The sequence below is a fragment of the uncultured Algibacter sp. genome (assembly GCF_905480415.1).
In the GTDB taxonomy this organism is placed as follows: domain Bacteria; phylum Bacteroidota; class Bacteroidia; order Flavobacteriales; family Flavobacteriaceae; genus Algibacter_B.
This window is the reverse complement of sequence record NZ_CAJQQI010000002.1, coordinates 1-17793: the sequence shown is the minus strand read 5'-3', so window position 1 is coordinate 17793 and position 17793 is coordinate 1. Positions and strand designations below refer to the sequence as shown.

General features: G+C 34.0%; 14 protein-coding genes. All 14 read right to left on the bottom strand.

Annotation, left to right across the window (positions count from 1 at the left end; translation table 11 throughout):
* Position 1 precedes the first annotated feature (1 nt).
* Positions 2-850, bottom strand: coding sequence for an ABC transporter ATP-binding protein (locus QZ260_RS00100; protein ID WP_295981348.1), 849 nt, complete (start codon positions 848-850; stop codon positions 2-4).
* A gap of 78 nt (positions 851-928) precedes the next feature.
* On the bottom strand, positions 929-2035 hold the full coding sequence (locus QZ260_RS00095) for an ABC transporter permease (RefSeq protein ID WP_295981345.1): 1107 nt from the start codon (positions 2033-2035) through the stop codon (positions 929-931).
* 27 nt (positions 2036-2062) lie between these two features.
* On the bottom strand, positions 2063-3457 hold the full coding sequence (locus QZ260_RS00090; RefSeq protein ID WP_295981341.1) for a CmpA/NrtA family ABC transporter substrate-binding protein: 1395 nt from the start codon (positions 3455-3457) through the stop codon (positions 2063-2065).
* Between the two features lie 240 nt (positions 3458-3697).
* Positions 3698-4456 carry a Crp/Fnr family transcriptional regulator gene (locus tag QZ260_RS00085; RefSeq protein WP_295981337.1) on the bottom strand — a complete coding sequence of 253 codons (759 nt, stop codon included), beginning with the start codon at positions 4454-4456 and terminating at the stop codon, positions 3698-3700.
* A gap of 53 nt (positions 4457-4509) precedes the next feature.
* Positions 4510-5943: a rubredoxin gene (locus QZ260_RS00080; RefSeq protein WP_295981335.1), complete on the bottom strand. Its 1434-nt coding sequence runs from the start codon at positions 5941-5943 to the stop codon at positions 4510-4512.
* Positions 5943-9464 (bottom strand): nitrate reductase, encoded by a 3522-nt coding sequence (locus QZ260_RS00075; RefSeq protein ID WP_295981334.1) that lies wholly within the window; start codon positions 9462-9464, stop codon positions 5943-5945. Before QZ260_RS00075 ends, QZ260_RS00080 begins: the two co-directional genes overlap by 1 nt.
* Before the next feature lie 440 nt (positions 9465-9904).
* Entirely contained in the window at positions 9905-10561 is a 657-nt protein-coding gene (locus tag QZ260_RS00070) for a response regulator transcription factor (RefSeq protein WP_295981331.1), read from the bottom strand.
* Between the two features lie 57 nt (positions 10562-10618).
* Positions 10619-10834 carry a Rid family hydrolase gene (locus QZ260_RS00065; protein ID WP_295981380.1) on the bottom strand — a complete coding sequence of 72 codons (216 nt, stop codon included), beginning with the start codon at positions 10832-10834 and terminating at the stop codon, positions 10619-10621.
* Between the two features lie 9 nt (positions 10835-10843).
* Positions 10844-10999 carry a hypothetical protein gene (locus QZ260_RS00060; protein ID WP_295981327.1) on the bottom strand — a complete coding sequence of 52 codons (156 nt, stop codon included), beginning with the start codon at positions 10997-10999 and terminating at the stop codon, positions 10844-10846.
* 11 nt (positions 11000-11010) lie between these two features.
* Positions 11011-12825 carry an ATP-binding protein gene (locus QZ260_RS00055; RefSeq protein WP_295981325.1) on the bottom strand — a complete coding sequence of 605 codons (1815 nt, stop codon included), beginning with the start codon at positions 12823-12825 and terminating at the stop codon, positions 11011-11013.
* A 10-nt stretch (positions 12826-12835) separates the two neighbouring features.
* Positions 12836-13420 carry a DUF4202 domain-containing protein gene (locus tag QZ260_RS00050; RefSeq protein WP_295981323.1) on the bottom strand — a complete coding sequence of 195 codons (585 nt, stop codon included), beginning with the start codon at positions 13418-13420 and terminating at the stop codon, positions 12836-12838.
* A gap of 12 nt (positions 13421-13432) precedes the next feature.
* Entirely contained in the window at positions 13433-13810 is a 378-nt protein-coding gene (gene nirD, locus QZ260_RS00045; protein ID WP_295981321.1) for a nitrite reductase small subunit NirD, read from the bottom strand.
* 202 nt (positions 13811-14012) lie between these two features.
* Positions 14013-16526, bottom strand: a complete 2514-nt coding sequence (nirB, locus tag QZ260_RS00040; RefSeq protein WP_295981319.1) for a nitrite reductase large subunit NirB — start codon at positions 16524-16526, stop codon at positions 14013-14015.
* A gap of 654 nt (positions 16527-17180) precedes the next feature.
* Positions 17181-17793: PHB depolymerase family esterase (locus QZ260_RS00035; RefSeq protein ID WP_295981316.1), on the bottom strand; the 613-nt coding region annotated here is incomplete at its 5' end.

Below are 17793 nucleotides of genomic sequence, written 5' to 3'. Positions count from 1 at the left end.
CTTATTTAAATTGATTAACAAAATCCTTTGGACTCAAATCTGGAAGTACAAATTCCGCTTTAGCTTCAGACTTTCTTTCATCTCCAATGTCCATTAAATATTCAATAATGGCATTTCTAGTTTCCTTAAAATTTGCATTATCATTCATCTCAGTCTTATCACGAGGGCGTTCAATATCAATTTTAAACTCAGGCCCTAAAGTTGCATTTGGTCCTGGACGTAAAGGAATAATACGATCTGCCATATAAATACCTTCATCCACATCATTGGTAATCAATAATGCGGTACGCTTATCTTTTCCCCAAATATTTAATATTTCATCTTGAAGATTCCCTCTAGTCAATGCATCCAATGCACCAAGTGGTTCGTCCATAATAATCATCTCTGGCTTCATAGACAATGCCCTAGCAACGGCGACACGTTGACGCATACCTCCTGACAATTCTTTAGGTCGTTTGTTAATTGCCGGTGTTAAACTCACCATATCAACATAATCAGCAACAATAGTATTCAACTCTTTTTTGCTTTTTTTAGGAAACGCTTCCTTGACCGCCATATACACATTCTGTCCGACCGTTAACCAAGGTAACAATGAGTAATTCTGAAAAATCACCCCGCGCTCATGACTCGTTCCTTGCACTGGTAAACCTTTAAACAAAACTTCTCCTTTTGTTGGCTCTATCAAACCGTTAATCAAGTTTACCAAAGTCGTTTTTCCACTACCCGTAAACCCAACAATCGCAACAAATTCACCTTCCTCAATCGACAAATTAATATTCGAAAGTACATCGGTTGTATTTTCACCTTGTCCGTAAGTCTTATAAATATTATTTAATTCTAAGTATGCCATTTCTTCTTTGTTTAATCATTGCTTTGGCGATTCGTTTATTCGATTACACGATTAAACATTTAAACCATTCAACATCTATTAAATCGCGTCTGTTTTATCAAAAGACACCCAGTTTTGTATCGTTAGCATCAATCGGTCTAATAAAAAACCTATAATACCAATCACAAACATGGCAACAATTATCTTTGCATTCGAGTCGTTTGCTCCATTTTGGAACTCTTCCCAAACAAACAAGCCTAAACCTGGGCTCTGTGCTAATAATTCAATAGCGATTAACACCATCCACGCCACAGACAAAGTGATTTTTAACCCTGTAAATATTAATGGTAAAGATGATGGTAACACTACTTTAAATATTTTCTGAAAATTTCCAAGCTTTAACACTTTGGCTACATTAATAAAATCCTTATCCACACTTGATACACCCATTGCCGTATTTACCAAAGTCGCCCACATAGAACATAAACCCACACTTATAAACGAAATAGTAAAAGAGCTATCTTCATTAGAATCTATAAGTAAAGTTTTCACAATCATAAAAACCAATAAATACCAAACCACAGGAGATACAGGTTTAAAAATCTGAATAAACCAGTTAAACGCACTTTTTATAGTAGGACTCAATCCAATAAATATGCCTAACGGTACAGCAATAAACAAGGCCAATAAAAAACCAGCAAAGACTGTTTGTAAACTTCTAAATATTTGATCAACAAATGATGGTCTTCCTGTATACGTAATAGCATCTTTACCATCAGCAATTCGCTTTTCATTCAAATCAGCTGTTTTTTCTATAAATGCCGCTTTATCTGCGCTAATAATGTTATGATCTCTTAATAAAGATTTGTAAGACTCCCAAACCTGACTGGGTGATGGCAATGTATTTGGTTGACAACTAGAATCTCCCGATGCCATACATGTACGCAGTGCATCGGCAGCTTCTGGCCCTTGATCGTTAAGCGCTTTTTCTATTTTAAATTCTGCTTCTATGTTGTACAAAGACGTTGAACCCATATGCCACAGTCCAATAAATAATAATATGGAAGCAAGCGGTACAACTCCTTTACGCAGAAAGGTTTTAAAATCTTTCTTTTCTAGCTTCCCAGTAAATAAGTCTTTTAATGCGCTTAAAACACCTAACCCCATAAATTTGGTTACTTTTCCTAATGTTATACTTTGCTTCATCGCTCCTTTATTAATTTACTTTACTAATTATTGTATAGCTTTATCCTTGTTACCAATTTTAAAACTATTTATGTATGAAATTGGATCTTTAGCATCGTAAGATGTACCATCTATAAAATCAGCAGTTGCTGGTTTGAAACCATCGGTTGTCGGAATATCACCTTCTGGAATATTTCCTTCTTCTACTAAAAGTTTAGCTGCTTTAGTCCAGATATCAGGTCTGTAAATATCTTTAATGGTGTTGGCATACCAATCTGCTGGCTTAGCATCAGGAATTTGTCCCCATCTTCTCATTTGAGTTAAGAACCAAATACCATCAGAGAAAAAAGGATATGTTGCATTGTACTTGTAGAATACGTTAAAATCAGGCATATCACGCTTATCTCCTTTTTCAAATTCAAAAGTACCAGTCATAGAGTTTGCTAATACCGCCTCTGGTGCTCCAACATATTGAGACATTGATAATATTTTTACAGCTTCAGGTCTATTCCCTGGCTCGTCTAACCATTTACCAGCTCTAATTAAAGCTTTAGTAATGGCCACGGCCGTATTTGGATATTCTTCAACAAATTTCTTTGTCATTACAAACACTTTTTCCGGGTTGTTTTTCCAGATATCATAATTTGTTACCACTGGGACACCAATACCTTTAAAAACAGCTTGCTGATTCCAAGGTTCTCCAACACAGTATCCGAAAATTGTTCCTGCTTCAAGAGTTGCTGGCATTTGTGGCGGAGGTGTTACTGATAGTAAAACTTCAGCATCAATTTGCCCTTGAACATTATCTGCAGTATACATTCCTGGGTGAATTCCAGCTGCTGCTAACCAATATCTAATTTCATAATTATGTGTAGAAACTGGGAATACCATTCCCATTTTAAAAGCCTTTCCAGAGTTTTTATATTCTGTAATCACTGGCTTTAAAGCTTCTGCTTTAATAGGATGAACAGGCTTTCCGTCTGCATCTTTAGGCACATTTGGTTTCATTTTAGACCAAACATCATTAGATACTGTAATACCATTACCATTTAAATCCATAGAAAATGGTGTTACTAATTCCGCTTGACGACCAAAACCAGCTCCCGCAGCAATTGGTTGACCAGCTAACATGTGCGAGCCATCTAACTGACCATCAATAACACGATCCAATACGTTTTTCCAATTTGATTGTGCTTCAACGGAAACAAATAATCCTTCATCTTCAAAGAATCCTTTTTCCTTTGCAATGGCCAAAGGTGCCATATCTGTTAATTTGATAAAACCAAAAGTTAATTGTGGTTTTTCAATATCTAAAGTTTTTGTTTTTGATGTTTCTGTAGTTACGTTTTCAGCTAACGTATTTTTTTTCTCTTTACCTCCGCAAGCGAATAGTAACACTGCTACTGGTAAAATCCAAGTTGTTCTTTTTAGTAGAGATTTCATTTTTTTAATGATTTTAAATTAAACTAAGTATTAATACTTATTCATGGCAAATATATAAGTAGAATACAATCTATTTCATGATTATCACCATATACAAACCTCTTTTTAAACATAATAAAACCTGCCAAAACACAGGTTTCATAAGTATAGTATTTATATACAGAGCTTTACATATATACTTAGATTAAAATTAAGTATATGTAATCTGAAAATGGTTTGAAAAAATATTATGGAATGTAATTAGGCGTCTAAAAAGTAATTATGTTCACTGATTTCATTTTTGAGTAATTGAACATCAGTAATACATATTTTTTTTCCTCTTACAGAAATTAATCCTTCTTTCTTTAAACTTGAAAAGATCCTAATAACTTGCTCTTCTGTAGTACCTGCATAATCAGCATACTCTTTTCTACTTAAAGGCAAATTAATGTAACTATTTAAAACACCAAACTTTCTGTGAATATATAATAAGGAGTCTACCACACGCTCTCGAACAGTCATTTGAGAAATCGATTTAACTTTATTCTCACTTCCGTTTAACTCATTGGCATAAAACAACATCATATCATATGTAAACTTTGGATTCTCGAATAGCGTTTCCTGCAAGTTCTCTTTGGAAAAATAGCATAAAACAGAATCTTGTAACGCAATTGCTCCAATAGAGTAATACTCCTCAGTACCAAAACCACGATGCCCAATAATTTCACCTTCCTTTGCAAATCGAACAATTTGTTCACGTCCATTAATACCTGTTCTAAAGACTTTAACTGTTCCTTTCAAAATAAAAAACAGGCCATTAACGGGTGCTCCTTCAATTATAAATTGCTGCCCTTTTTTACATTTAATATTATTTTTATTATTAATGAACTGTGAATCTTTAAAATTACTTAAGTTTCTATTAATCAGACAGTTTTTATTCTCGCATATGCCACAAGAAGTTGGATTAGCAGTAAACTTGCTCTCTATTTCAGTATCTATATTTTTATTTTCTGTTGTCAAATTTTACATCTTAAAGTTAAAACAATTAACTATTTTGAAATAAATATGAAAAATCATAATTTTAATAAAACTTTCTTTTCAAAACTACTTTTAGGTGCCTCACAAAGCGAACATTCGTAAGTCTCAGAAAGGCTTTCAAAAGATGTATTTGATTCTATGTTTTGGGTGATATCACCATATATTTCATTGTAGATAGTTAAGCAATCTGAACATTGATACACTTCTTCTGTTGTCAATTTTTTTGTAGTGATTTCAACTTTTTCGTCTTCTCGCTCCGTACCTAATTCTTCAAAATATAATTGGCTTAATTCCATTAATAGACCGGGCAATTCAACCATATCTACATCTTGTACATGCATAATATATTGGCGTGTATTTGGATCGAAGTTTTTAGCATAAAGCAAATTATAAGTATCTCTTATTTTAAAGTTACCAAGTGCTTCTGGAATTTTATTCTTTTCTATGACAATGGATGTGAAATTGTAAGTATCGCTATTATGATTGGTAATACCAAAGGTTAATCCGTAGGTACTAATATCATTCTGGTCAAAATTAGTGACCAAATATTTTTTTAGGCTCAAAGCGTCCTTATCGTTTACAGGTAAATGCCAATTCATTTCCAACATAGAATGGCGTACATTAATGCCATATTTACCTAAGAATTTTTCCCAAGTTAATTTTGAATGCAATGGAATTCCTTTTACAATAAAAGATTTCCACGGTGTGATTGAAATTTTACCAATTTTATTTTCTGAGCACAAATCGCACATAGCCTTTAAAAATGGGATATCGTATCTATTATTTCTCCAATATAAACCTAGCCAATATCTATCTGTACCAATTCTGTTCATACCCTCGTAATACGGAAACGGATAAAAAGGAACATCCAAAGATTTGTCTACCGTTCTGTTATTTGTTTCTATGGCATCATTTACTAAATCAAAAACCATTTCGATTGTTTCTGGTTCTTCAATTAAAATGTTTTCTATAGCCAACTCAACCTTATCCATGTCCCAACTATAGATGAGTGCCGGATACATTTTTGTTTTTTTCCAACCTGGAAGTCTAAGATATAAATACCAATAATCTTCATGCTTTGACGCTATAAAATTAACATTTCCTGTAAATAATGGAACCAAGCGCTGTTTGGGATCTATAACATTTATACGCAACTTAGGATTATGCTTAAACTGCTCTAAAACATATAAATAACGATCGCTAGTAAGCCATGAAGTACTCGGTAATATATCTGCAGAAACATAAGAAGACGCTATGTTTTCAATCCCATCTTGTTTTGGTTTTACAAATTGGATTTTATCAAACTGACTAAACTTAGTTTCATCAATTTCTTCAGGAAAAATAATATCTTGACGAGAGCCAAAAGATATGGCATCCAACCCCAAATACTCTGCAGCTTCACAAATGTATTTTAATTCTCCTGGTGATAAAACACCACCGTTAATCATTAATCTATATGGCTCTATCATTACGCTAAAACTTTAGAATTATAAAGTATTTCTCTAACTTCAGTTTTACAACTTCCACAGCCCAAACCTGCTCCTGTTTTATTACAAAGTTTAGTAAAATCAGTACATCCTTGTGCAATGGCCTCTTGAATATTGCCTTCTCCAACTTGACTGCATGAACATACCAATTTTCCTAATACAGGAACATCATTCGATGATCCTCGAAGTAAAGTATCACGCTTATCAGCCATTTCAATTTTACTTTCAATCATCGTTTTAAATTCGGCAAATTCATTTTTATCACCCATTAAAACTGCTCCTACTAATAAATCATCTTTTACAATACACTTTTTGTAATACCGTTTTTTTATGTCAGTAAAAATAATTTCCTCATAACTATCGTCATCCTCAGGGACATTGATATCACCAATGCTACAAAGGCTTAAGTCATTGAATTTTAATATATTCATTAACACTGAACCATTATATGCACAACTAATATCGCCAGCAATAAAATTTGCTAAAATAGTCGCTTGCTCTTCTGCAGCAGACGTAATTCCGAATAACTGATTGTTATATTCTGCTATTTCACCAATGGCAAAAATATCTGGATGAGAGGATTGTAAATGTTGATTTACCTTAACACCTCGACTACACGAAATACCGTTTTCTCTCGCGATTTCAATATTTGGCATAGTGCCAATGGCATAAACGATGGCATTAGCTGTAATCATTTTTCCACTTTTTAAAGTGATATTTATTTCACCTGTATCATCATCATCAAACACTGTACTTACTTCATTATCAAAATAAATTTGAATTCCCCGTTCTTGGACATCTAAAGCCAACAATTTACTTGATACCTTGTCTAACTGACGTTCCATTAATCTAGAGGCTCGTTGAATGATAGTGATTTTAGCATTTTTGTGCTTCATAGCGGCTGCCAACTCCAAACCGAGTAATCCGCCCCCAACAATAGCTATATGTTGCTCCTCTGGCGGCAGACCTGTAGCATCAAGATACCTTTTAAAACTATCGGCATCACTTTTATTACGCATGGTAAATCGTCCAGGCAAATCTATTTGAACATCTCTAGGAATAAAAGCACGACTTCCTGTGGCTAAAATCAATTTATCAAACGTATGTTTCTCGTTATGACTATCCGTAACAACTTTATTTTTCTTATCTATTTTTGAAATGTATGTTTCTGGATGAACAGTAACATTGAGCTTATTCAGCTCTTTTTCTTTAATTTTAAGAAGTTGTTCCCAAGTTAATTCTTCCGTTACGTACTCAGGCAACAATACCCTATTATAGAATAAGTTTGGCTCTTTTGAAAACACATGGATTTCGTCTACTTCATTATGTTCACGATAATTCTGAACAAATCTGAACGAGGCAGCACCAGCACCAGCTATAATAATCTTTTCAACTGGTTTTTTATATTTTAAAACTGAAACTCGTGTAAATTTCAAATCGGGTTCTTTTGAAATTGGGTCAACAAGTGTATTGGTTAAATTATTGGCTCTATTCAAATCACTCTGTAATTGTTTACCCCAATGCATTGGCAAAAACACAACCCCTTTTTTTATAGTATCAGTAATTTTAGCACGAACTCTAACCACACCGTTTTCACTATTAATTTCGGTGATATCGTTGTCTTTAACCTTGTTCAAAAAAGCATCAACAGGGTGGATTTCTAAAACAGGTGTTGGATAATGAGTTTTTAATCTGGACACCTTTCCTGTTTTTGTCATGGTATGCCATTGGTCTCGAACACGCCCTGTAGTTAAAATAAGAGGGAAATCTTCATTCGGTTTAACCGAGGTGTTTTCAATAGTACTTGGTAAATTAAATTGTGCTTTTTGAGAAGGTGTATAAAACTTTTTATCTTCAAAAAGCCTTGGTGTTCCAGGATGTCTATGTTCTGGTACTGGCCATTGGAACGTGCCTTCATTTTTTAATCTGTCGTAATTTAAAAAGGACACGTCAATGTTTGTACCCTTAGTCATAGAAACATATTCATCATAGATTTCTTCCGAAGAATTAAAATTAAACCCCCTGAACCCCATACGTTGAGCAAAATCACAGAATATCTCTACATCTGGTCTTGCCTCTCCTGGTGGCTCAATTTCTTTTGGTAAATATGAAATACGACGTTCCGAGTTCGTCATGGTACCTTCCTTTTCTAACCACCCTGCTGCTGGTAATACCAGATCAGCAAAAGCGACTGTATCAGACTTATGCGAAATCTCTTGAACCACAACAAACTTAGCGTTTTTCATGGCTTTTTCTACGCGATTTAAGTTAGGCAAACTCACCAATGGATTGGTACAAGCTATCCAAACTGCTTTCAATTTTCCGCTTTCTAGGGCATCAAACATTTCGGTAGCCGTTAAACCTGGTTTAGGCGAAATTTTATCTACACCCCAAAATTGCGCTACCTCTCTTCTATGTTCTTCGTTACCTAAATCTTTATGAACTGCCAATAAATTAGCCATACCTCCTACTTCGCGTCCACCCATAGCATTGGGTTGCCCCGTTAAAGAAAAAGGACCTGCGCCAGGTTTTCCAACCTGACCGGTAATTAACGATAAATTTAAAAGCGACACATTTTTATCGGTACCTACCACACTTTGATTAAGACCCATAGCCCACATACTTATAAAACCTTTTGAAAGCCCTATTGTATCAGCTGCTTTTTGAATATCTCTTTCGGGTACACCACATAGTTTTGATGCTTGTTTTAAAGACGTTTTAAAAATTAAGTCTTTATAGTCTTCAAAACCTTCCGTATGATTATTTATGAAGTCTTCGTCAATCAATCCTCTTTTATAAAGGCATCTTCCAATGGCATTATAAAGAACAACATCTGTTCCTGGTAGTAATTGTAAATGTATATCTGCAAAATTCGCAGAATCCGTTTTTCTTGGGTCAATCACTATGACTTGAACATCTGGATTTTCCTCTTTACGCTTTTCTATACGTCTAAATAAAATAGGATGGCACCACGCTGGATTTGCTCCTGTAATTAAAAAGGTATCTGCTAACTCGATATCATCATATGAAATAGGAACACTATCTTCTCCAAAGGTTTTCTTATAACCCACAACTGCAGAACTCATGCATAATCGTGAATTAGTATCAATATTATTAGTACCAATAAATCCTTTAGTTAGTTTATTTGCAATGTAATATTCCTCAGTTAAACTCTGGCCTGATACATAAAATGCTACGCTATCTGGCCCATGTTTTTTTATAATTGATTTAAAAACACCTGCCGCTCTATCTAAAGCATCGTCCCAACTTACACGCTCTCTAGGATGTGATCGGCTCCAACGCATTTCAGGGTACAGAATTCTATCAGAAATATCATTGGCAACATAGTGCAAGTTCATGCCCTTAGAACATAGCATACCTTTGTTAACTGGATGGTCTTTATCACCTTCAACAAAAACAGTATTGTTGGCATCTTTTTTAACAATAATACCACAACCTACACCACAATATGAACACGTTGTTTTTACTTCGTTTTTTAACATTTAGACCAACATTTTATACTAAATAATACAATATATAATTACTAAACAAGAGCCACTTTTATTATTCTGAATACCCTAAAAATTGGACTATAAATTTTAAAATTGATAAAAATATCTTCTATAATTTAACTTTTTACTTTAATTGGTTGAAGTGTTTCTAAAAACCATTCAAAAAAAGTACATAAAAATGATTACCATGTACAATTACGTAATTAATTTACACAAAACTAAGTATTATTACTTAATTTAAGTATTTATAATGACATAATTCAATAATTTATATAAGGTTGATAAATATGATATATGGATATTGAGGATTTGGTAAAATGGAGAATGAGAATTAGGAGAACTTAAAGAATTAAATGCGAGTATTTCTAATGCGAAATATAAATTAAAGCAATGTTTTAGTATTAAGATTATTAACTTAGAAATAATTAAACCTAAACCAATCCAAATTCCTTAGCTTTATTGCTCAGTTCCAAAAGGTTTTTAACATCCAGTTTTTTCATCAAATTAAAACGATGTACTTCGGCAGTACGTTTACTGATTTCTAATTCTTCAGCAATGTCTTTGTTATTTTTTAATTGTAAAACCAAACTGAGTATTTGTTTTTCGCGTTTTGTTAATTTAAATGGAGTTTCAACAGGGGCTTGTTTTGGAGTTACAGAGGTAGTTGTGCCGTTTACAAAATTTTTCATAATAATTGCAGACACATCACCCGTAAAATACTTTCCTCCAGAAGCGACTTTATTCAATGCTTTTAAAAATTCTTCTTTACTAGCTCCTTTTAATAAGTAACCATCAGCTCCCGCTTGAATCGCTTGCACTACGTATTCTTCAGAATCATGCATTGAAAGCACTAATGTTTTTACGTCTTTAAAAGATTTACTCATTTCTCTAACCACTTCAATGCCATTCATTTCTGGCATACGGATATCAACAATAAGTATATCTGGTTTATTTTGATTTATAACCTCAAGAGCTTCTATACCATTAGACGCTTCATCAATTACAGTAATACCTTTTTGGTCCTCCAAAAGGGCCTTAATTCCATCTCTTACTAAAACATGGTCATCTGCAAGCACTACTTTAATCATATTGAAAATCTTAAGTTATAAGTACAAAAGTAACAAAATTAAGTAATACTACGTATTTCAATTCTTTAATGCTGTAACTTGAATTTCAATCTTCATTTTACCATCGGCAAGTCCAGCTGAAATCAGGGTAGCAGCCGGTTTTACAGTCTCAAAGTGTTTTTTTAATATAGGCCAACATTTTTCAAATTCTTTAGCATCCTTTAGAATATAGGTTACGCGAACAACATCTGACAAACTCGCTTCGGCCTTTTCTAGCTTGTCTTTTATATTAATTAAACACTGTTAAGTTTGTTCAACAATATCACCACTAATTATCATGTCATCATAATTATATCCAGTTTTACCAGAAACAAATACCCAATCACCTTGAACAACAGCTCTTGAATAGCCTATACTTTCTTCAAAAGTGGAACCTGAACTTATCAATTTTCTTTTCATAATGTTTTATATTAACTCAAAGGAATATTTAAAGTAACACGAGTACCCCGTCCAATTTCAGAATTCAAGAATAAGCGACCTTCAATGTATTTTATGCGCTCGCGCATAAAAGTCATTCCCATACCGCCATCAGCATTCTTAACGTTTTTTATTTTTTCAGGATCAAAACCTTTACCGTTATCATCAATCACAATACTTAGTATGTTTTCGCTATGCGATAAAGACACCAAAATATGTGTAGAATCTGCATATTTAATCGCATTATTTATAGCTTCTTGCGTAATTCTATAAATATTAATTTCAGTAAGTGAATCCAAACGAAGATTAAAATTAGTTTTATTAAAAAAGATAATTTTATTACCTGTTAGTCTTGCTAATTCTTGCGTAAGCTTTGTAATTGCTGGCACTATACCATGGTCTGCTAACTCAGGTGGAGTTAGATTAAAAGTGGCTGTCCTTACGCCCTTAATAATATCAGTTGTCAATGCTTTAAGATGCTCAATTTTAGCATTAGTTTTTTTTAAATCTTTAGTATCAATACTTTCTAAATTATACTTTAAACCTGTAAGCATCTGCCCAATACCATCATGTACATCCTTTGCTATACGACTTTGTTCTTTTTCCTGATTTTCTATAATTTTACTTGAGATGATTTTTTGCTGATTCATCTTCTCCTCAAAACTTTGCGCAGTCAATCTATGAATTTCTAGTTGACCCGTTTTTCGTTCTGTAATTTCAGATGCGATTATTAACAATTCAGACTTTTCTTCTGTAGGGCTATATGGTATAATTGCCATTTCTAACCAAATATCTTTATTATCCTTTGTGGTAGCTTTTACCTCACCTTGCCACCCCGTTTTTTTGAATTTTGAAATAAGACTTTCTAGAGCTAATTGCTCGCTTTCAACTCTCGATAAGATATTCCAAAACATCCCAGATTCGTTAAATTTCGGAACCTTAAATAAGCGTGAAAATTTATTGCCCATATGCACTACACTGCCACTTGGCAATATACGCGCAAACAAAAGTGTATCATCCATGGCACGACTTAAAGCACGCAATTCTTTAATAGATTTTTCTTTAGAATTACTCAGTTCATCGGCATCAAACGCCATTTTTTTAGCTTGTTTTTCTGCTTGCAATAAATTAGATAAAGTAGATTTTACAGATTTTGCAGCTGGCCAAAAAATAAACAAAAATTCTCCTAATAAAATAAGTAAGGTGAGCGCTGTTAACCATAACTCTAACTGACCTAACCATTCTACTTTTTCATCAGCTTCAATATCATATTCATTTACGATATTATCCATCATAACCAAAAAATCATCTTCATTGGTTTTCACCTTTTCAATATCAGACGCATACGCCGCTATAGGCACAAGAGGTTCCTTTTCAATCTTATCAATAATAGATTTTGATGCTGTATTTATGGTATCAAAAACAGGATTCAACAATTTAAATTTTGCAATTATTTTTGGGCTATTCTTTTTCGGCAAGCCTAAACTATCATTTCCATTTTGTAATGCATAATGCGACAATTCCCATAGATGAAGGGTTGCTTTTATTTTATCTTTAAGAAGTCTTTTGTTTTCTAAGTTAGTTTCAGAAGATAACGAAACAATATCTTTAGTTAATTTTTGACTCAACATACGCTGCCTACCTGCAACGTTAATTACTGTAGAGTCACTTTCTTGTCCGCTAAGATGTGTCCTAATTAAAATCTGACTAATAACCACCGAAAGCGCAATAGTACTTAAAGCAATAATGTATAAACGACGTAATTTATCAAACGTTCTTTGGTCTAATGAATTACTTGGTTTAGCCATCAGTTTATATTTAAGAAATGGCCTCTTTCACTAAAGCCAAACTTTTCTCAGAAAAAGTTAATTTTAAAGCTGCCTCATGACCTTTATCAGACATTTTAATCCAGGTTTTCTTAAGAATATCAATAATCTTTTCCTCATTGTGTTTTGTAGCAAACTCCTCAAAATAATAATCTAAAAACACCAAACAAATAGTGTCTTCTAAAGATTGAGACTCTTCGTTTTTCTTAATCAATTTTTTAAGAATTATGGCTTTAACTCTATCGGTAAATTGGTCATCATAACCAACTTGCTTCAATATATCTGTGGTTAAATCACCATGCATTCTCTTTAAGGTTTCTCGCCATTTTAAATACCCTACACGATCCATTGGGTACTCATCACGGGCTATTTTCCATCGGCAAATATGTTGTGCACGAGCCGCAATTTGAAGTGCTTTTGATGCATTAGGCTCAAACTGTAACAACTTCCTCGTCATGCGTTGGGAGTAAAGCAATTCTTTAGGATAGTTTATACCAGAAACCTCATAAGTATTTATGTCTTCAGAGTTTGCTTTATCAATTAATGCGATAGCAGTTTCAAATCGTGTAGGCTTCATTTTCGTTAGGTTTTAATCCGTGAAGCCAATATACACATTTCCGTTTTCAATTTTAACAGGATAGGTCGCGATTTTTAAATCTTCACCACCTAAATTGCTACCATCTTCTAAAGAAAAATTCTTTTTATGCATTGGGCAAGCGACCTTCGGAATATTGTCCTTATCACCTATCATACCTAATGATAATACCATTTCCATTTTATGTGGACACAAATTCTGTGTGGCATACCACTTACCAGTTCGTGTAAAATTGTACACTGCAACTTGTTTGGTTTTGTATTTAATACATGCACCACTATTTTCTGGAAAATTTGCAGTTACTCCTACTTCAAACCAGGTTGATACTTCATTTTCGGTAACCGATTTGTACTGTTCTAATATATTTTCCATCCTTAAAAAGTATTATTTAAAATCAAATTATTTTATTTGGGCGCCTGCCTGCCGGCAGGTTACTGCACGGGTCAGACTTTATTCGTTGGTTATTATTTAAAATTATTGAACTCATAAACATTTCACTACTCGCTTCCTCCTGCGTCGGTGAGCTCAAACACACCGTCCAATCCCTAACGTAACCTATCCATTACATGTGCTTTTAACTCCAAGCTTTTGGCATTTTTTGTTCACGCATTGGCACAAACTTTAAATTATCATCTGTATCATCAGAGTTCACAAAATGTTTAAAACGTTTCATCATTTCTGGATTTTCAATGGCTTGTTTCCATTCACATTCATATTTGTTAATTAAACCTTTCATCTCCTGTTCTAAGTCATCTGCAATTCCTAAAGAGTCTTCAATTACAACTTGCTTCAAGTAATTTAAACCACCGTCAAGTTTATCTAACCAAGGTGCTGTTCTTACTAATGGTCCAGCTGTTCGTATATAATACATTAGGAATCTATCTAAGTATTTCACAACGGTTTCATCATCTAATTGTTCTGCTAATAATACGGCATGTTTTGGTGTTGCTCCACCATTTCCACAGACGTATAAATTCCATCCGCCTTCAACCGCAATCAATCCAAAATCTTTTCCTCTAGCTTCGGCACATTCTCTAATACATCCAGAAACGCCACCTTTAAATTTATGAGGAGAACGCAATCCTCTATATCGCTTCTCTATATCTATGGCAAACGTTACACTTTCGTGCATACCGTAACGACACCAAGTAGAACCTACGCAACTTTTTACGGTTCTTAACGATTTTCCATAAGCATGACCACTTTCAAAACCAGCATCAATTAATTCTTTCCAAATCAAAGGTAATTCATGAACCTGTGCACCAAATAAATCGATCCGTTGCCCACCGGTAATCTTAGTATATAAATCGTATTTCTTAGCCACTGCACCAATAGTCATTAATTGATCTGGAGTAATCTCACCACCAGGAACCCTAGGCACTACTGAATACGTACCATTACGCTGTATGTTCGCTAAAAACCTATCGTTAGTATCTTGTATAGCTGGCTGCTTGTTTGCCGTTTCCATGGTTACTGTAGCAAAAATAGACGCCACTAGAGGTTTACAAGTTTCACAACCATGGCCTTCGCCAAATAAGTTAAGTGCTTCCTGATAATCTGGCACTTTATTAATTTTTATAAGATCGTATAATTCTTGTCTACTGAAATCAAAGTGTTCACAAATAGTTTCTTTAACTTCTTTTCCAAGAGATTTTAAAGTTTCATTTACCAAATCGACCACCATAGGTTTACAACCTCCACAACCTGTTGTTGCTTTTGTTTTAGTAACTACATCACCCAAATTATTAGATTCTCCCTCAGTAATAGAACAACAAATATCGCCTTTACTCACGCTCTCACAGGAACAGACTTGTGCTATATCTGGTAAATCTAAAACACTACCAAATGATGAACCACCTTCACTAGCTGGTAAAATTAATTGTGATGGATCTTCTGGAATAGCCATTCCATTCAAATATACTTGATGTAGCATATTGTAATCAGAGGCGTCTCCAACTAAAATACCCCCTAACAATGATTTACCATCAAGGCTGACATTAATTCTTTTATATAAGTGTTGCGTTTTGTTTTCAAAAATAACAGAATGTCCTTTAGCCGCCGGCATAAAAGGTTCGCCAAAACTCGCTACATCCACCCCTATTAGTTTTAATTTAGTAGACATATCAATATCATCAGGCATTAATGACTCGGTTTTACCGACAATTTGGTCAACTGCTACAGAAGCCATATCATAGCCTGGAGCAACCAATCCATATATCATTTGGCTATATAAAGCAATTTCGCCTATGGCATAAATATTCTCGTCTGAGGTTTGCATTTTATTATTAACCACAATACCTCCTCGAACTCCAACTTCTAGCCCACAGTTCTTTCCTAGCTCATCTCTTGGACGAATACCAGCAGAAACTACTAGCATATCCACATCTAATATATCATCTTCACCAAACTCCATTCCTGTAATAGCCTTATCTCCCAAAATTTGGTTTGTAGCTTTACTTAAATGGATATTTAAACCAATGGATTCTAATTTCAATTGTAAAACCTGACTACTTCTTGAGTCCAATTGTCTTGGCATTAATTTAGACGCAAACTCTACAATATGGGGCTCTAAGCCCATATCCATAACTGCTTTACCAGCCTCTAAACCTAATAAACCACCACCAAGAACGGCAGCTCTTGCATCTGGTTTTTCAGTTTTAAGTTTTGCTGCATAAGCCAACATGCCTTCTAAATCCTCAATGGTTCTATATACAAATACACCTTCTTTTTCAACACCCTTAATTGGTGGAACAAACGGCGAAGATCCTGTTGCTAACACTAAATAATCATAAGAAAAAACACGATCTTTAACTGTTGTAATAGTTTTTGAAGTCCTGTTGATATCTGCTACACGTTCGCCAACTACCAAGTTTATTCCTTTATCATCATACCATGCAGCTGGAGCCATTTCTAGTGCTTTAGCGTCTTGATTTTCAAAAAACTCACTTAGATGAACCCTATCGTAAGCAGGTCTTGGTTCCTCACCAAAAACTGTAATTTTAAAATCTTTAGCTTCTGATTTTTCTACAAACTTCTCACAAAATTTATACCCAACCATTCCGTTTCCAACAACAATAATATTTAACATAACTACGTATTTTAAAACAAAACTAAGTATTTATACGTATTTTAAATGAAGTTTAATTAAGATATTTGCGTAAAACAATGATTATTATCAATTTCTCAAATTGACATACTTATATTTAGAAATTAAGCAAAATTCATTTAACTGAAAGGTTAAAGAATGAATTATTCTAAGTAGTCTCTGCTGTAATTCTATATTGAACTAGATAGTAATAAGTACTTTTTAGAGTTTAAAAAAAGCATTTTTATAACGCTTCAACCGCTCTCTACAGACTAATTTTATTCTCTACCACTTTACGGTAACTATCTTGCGTTATCTCTATAATTAGAGCGTATGAATAGTTCTGACACTATTTCTAAACTCCTCATCAAATTAAACCCACAAAAAAACCCGATACTTTCGTATCAGGTTTTTGTTGCTCCCCTTATTATTCAAAGTTGCAGCACAACTTTTTCTTTTGACGATCCATTCGCCTTGGACGATATCCAATTCTCCTTACTTAATAATACTTAAAAGTAACGAGTGTAAACTTCCTTTAATTTTGAAGGAAGTGGCTCGATGATTCCTTGGTTTTTAACTTGTGTTTAACGGTAAGTATATGAAGCGTAGCGAGAAAAGAGCTATGGTTTCATATACGTTGTTATGCACTTTTATTGTTTATCTCAATCCATTTATGTCATATCGTGACACAAAATTCCAAACCAATTCAGATGTGTTTTGACCTTGAAAAGTTGCGCTAAACCAAACATGGTCTCCTCCAATATATTTGTAATGCTCAACAGAAACTGAGCTATCTCCTTGGTCATAGACATAACGTTCAATATTGCTGTCACTTGTTATAGTAGGGGTTAAAACTGTATTATTGAAATTAATCCAGTGGTCTAATGTACTTTGTGCAGAGTTCCAGTCATTGTTCCCATTATATGGTAGTACTCCATCAGATGTTCCGTGAAGATGTACTACCGGCATAGGGTGATTTGTAGATCCCGTACAATCTAACATTACTCCAGAAACGGATGCTACCGCAGCAAATAAATCACTTTTATAATTCGCAAGGCCATATGCCATCATACCACCGTTAGAGTATCCTGCGGCATAAATTCTCTCCATATCTACATTATACTGAGATGAAATCTCAGTTATCATGGATTCAACAAATCCAAAATCATAAGCATCACTTTTATTGTCTCCTCCTAATGGACAAGCGTTCCAATGAGATAAACCATCTAAACAACTACCTTGAGGATAGATTAAAATAAAAGTGTCAGCT

What these genes read in the sequence shown, in the direction of transcription:
- QZ260_RS00100 (WP_295981348.1), bottom strand. Translation starts at nt 850, where the DNA reads ATGGCATACTTAGAATTAAATAATATTTATAAGACTTACGGACAAGGT.
- QZ260_RS00095 (WP_295981345.1), bottom strand. Translation starts at nt 2,035, where the DNA reads ATGAAGCAAAGTATAACATTAGGAAAAGTAACCAAATTTATGGGGTTA.
- QZ260_RS00090 (WP_295981341.1), bottom strand. Translation starts at nt 3,457, where the DNA reads ATGAAATCTCTACTAAAAAGAACAACTTGGATTTTACCAGTAGCAGTG.
- QZ260_RS00080 (WP_295981335.1), bottom strand. Translation starts at nt 5,943, where the DNA reads ATGATAGAGCCATATAGATTAATGATTAACGGTGGTGTTTTATCACCA.
- QZ260_RS00075 (WP_295981334.1), bottom strand. Translation starts at nt 9,464, where the DNA reads ATGTTAAAAAACGAAGTAAAAACAACGTGTTCATATTGTGGTGTAGGT.
- QZ260_RS00070 (WP_295981331.1), bottom strand. Translation starts at nt 10,561, where the DNA reads ATGATTAAAGTAGTGCTTGCAGATGACCATGTTTTAGTAAGAGATGGA.
- QZ260_RS00060 (WP_295981327.1), bottom strand. Translation starts at nt 10,999, where the DNA reads ATGAAAAGAAAATTGATAAGTTCAGGTTCCACTTTTGAAGAAAGTATA.
- QZ260_RS00055 (WP_295981325.1), bottom strand. Translation starts at nt 12,825, where the DNA reads ATGGCTAAACCAAGTAATTCATTAGACCAAAGAACGTTTGATAAATTA.
- QZ260_RS00050 (WP_295981323.1), bottom strand. Translation starts at nt 13,420, where the DNA reads ATGAAGCCTACACGATTTGAAACTGCTATCGCATTAATTGATAAAGCA.
- nirD (WP_295981321.1), bottom strand. Translation starts at nt 13,810, where the DNA reads ATGGAAAATATATTAGAACAGTACAAATCGGTTACCGAAAATGAAGTA.
- nirB (WP_295981319.1), bottom strand. Translation starts at nt 16,526, where the DNA reads ATGTTAAATATTATTGTTGTTGGAAACGGAATGGTTGGGTATAAATTT.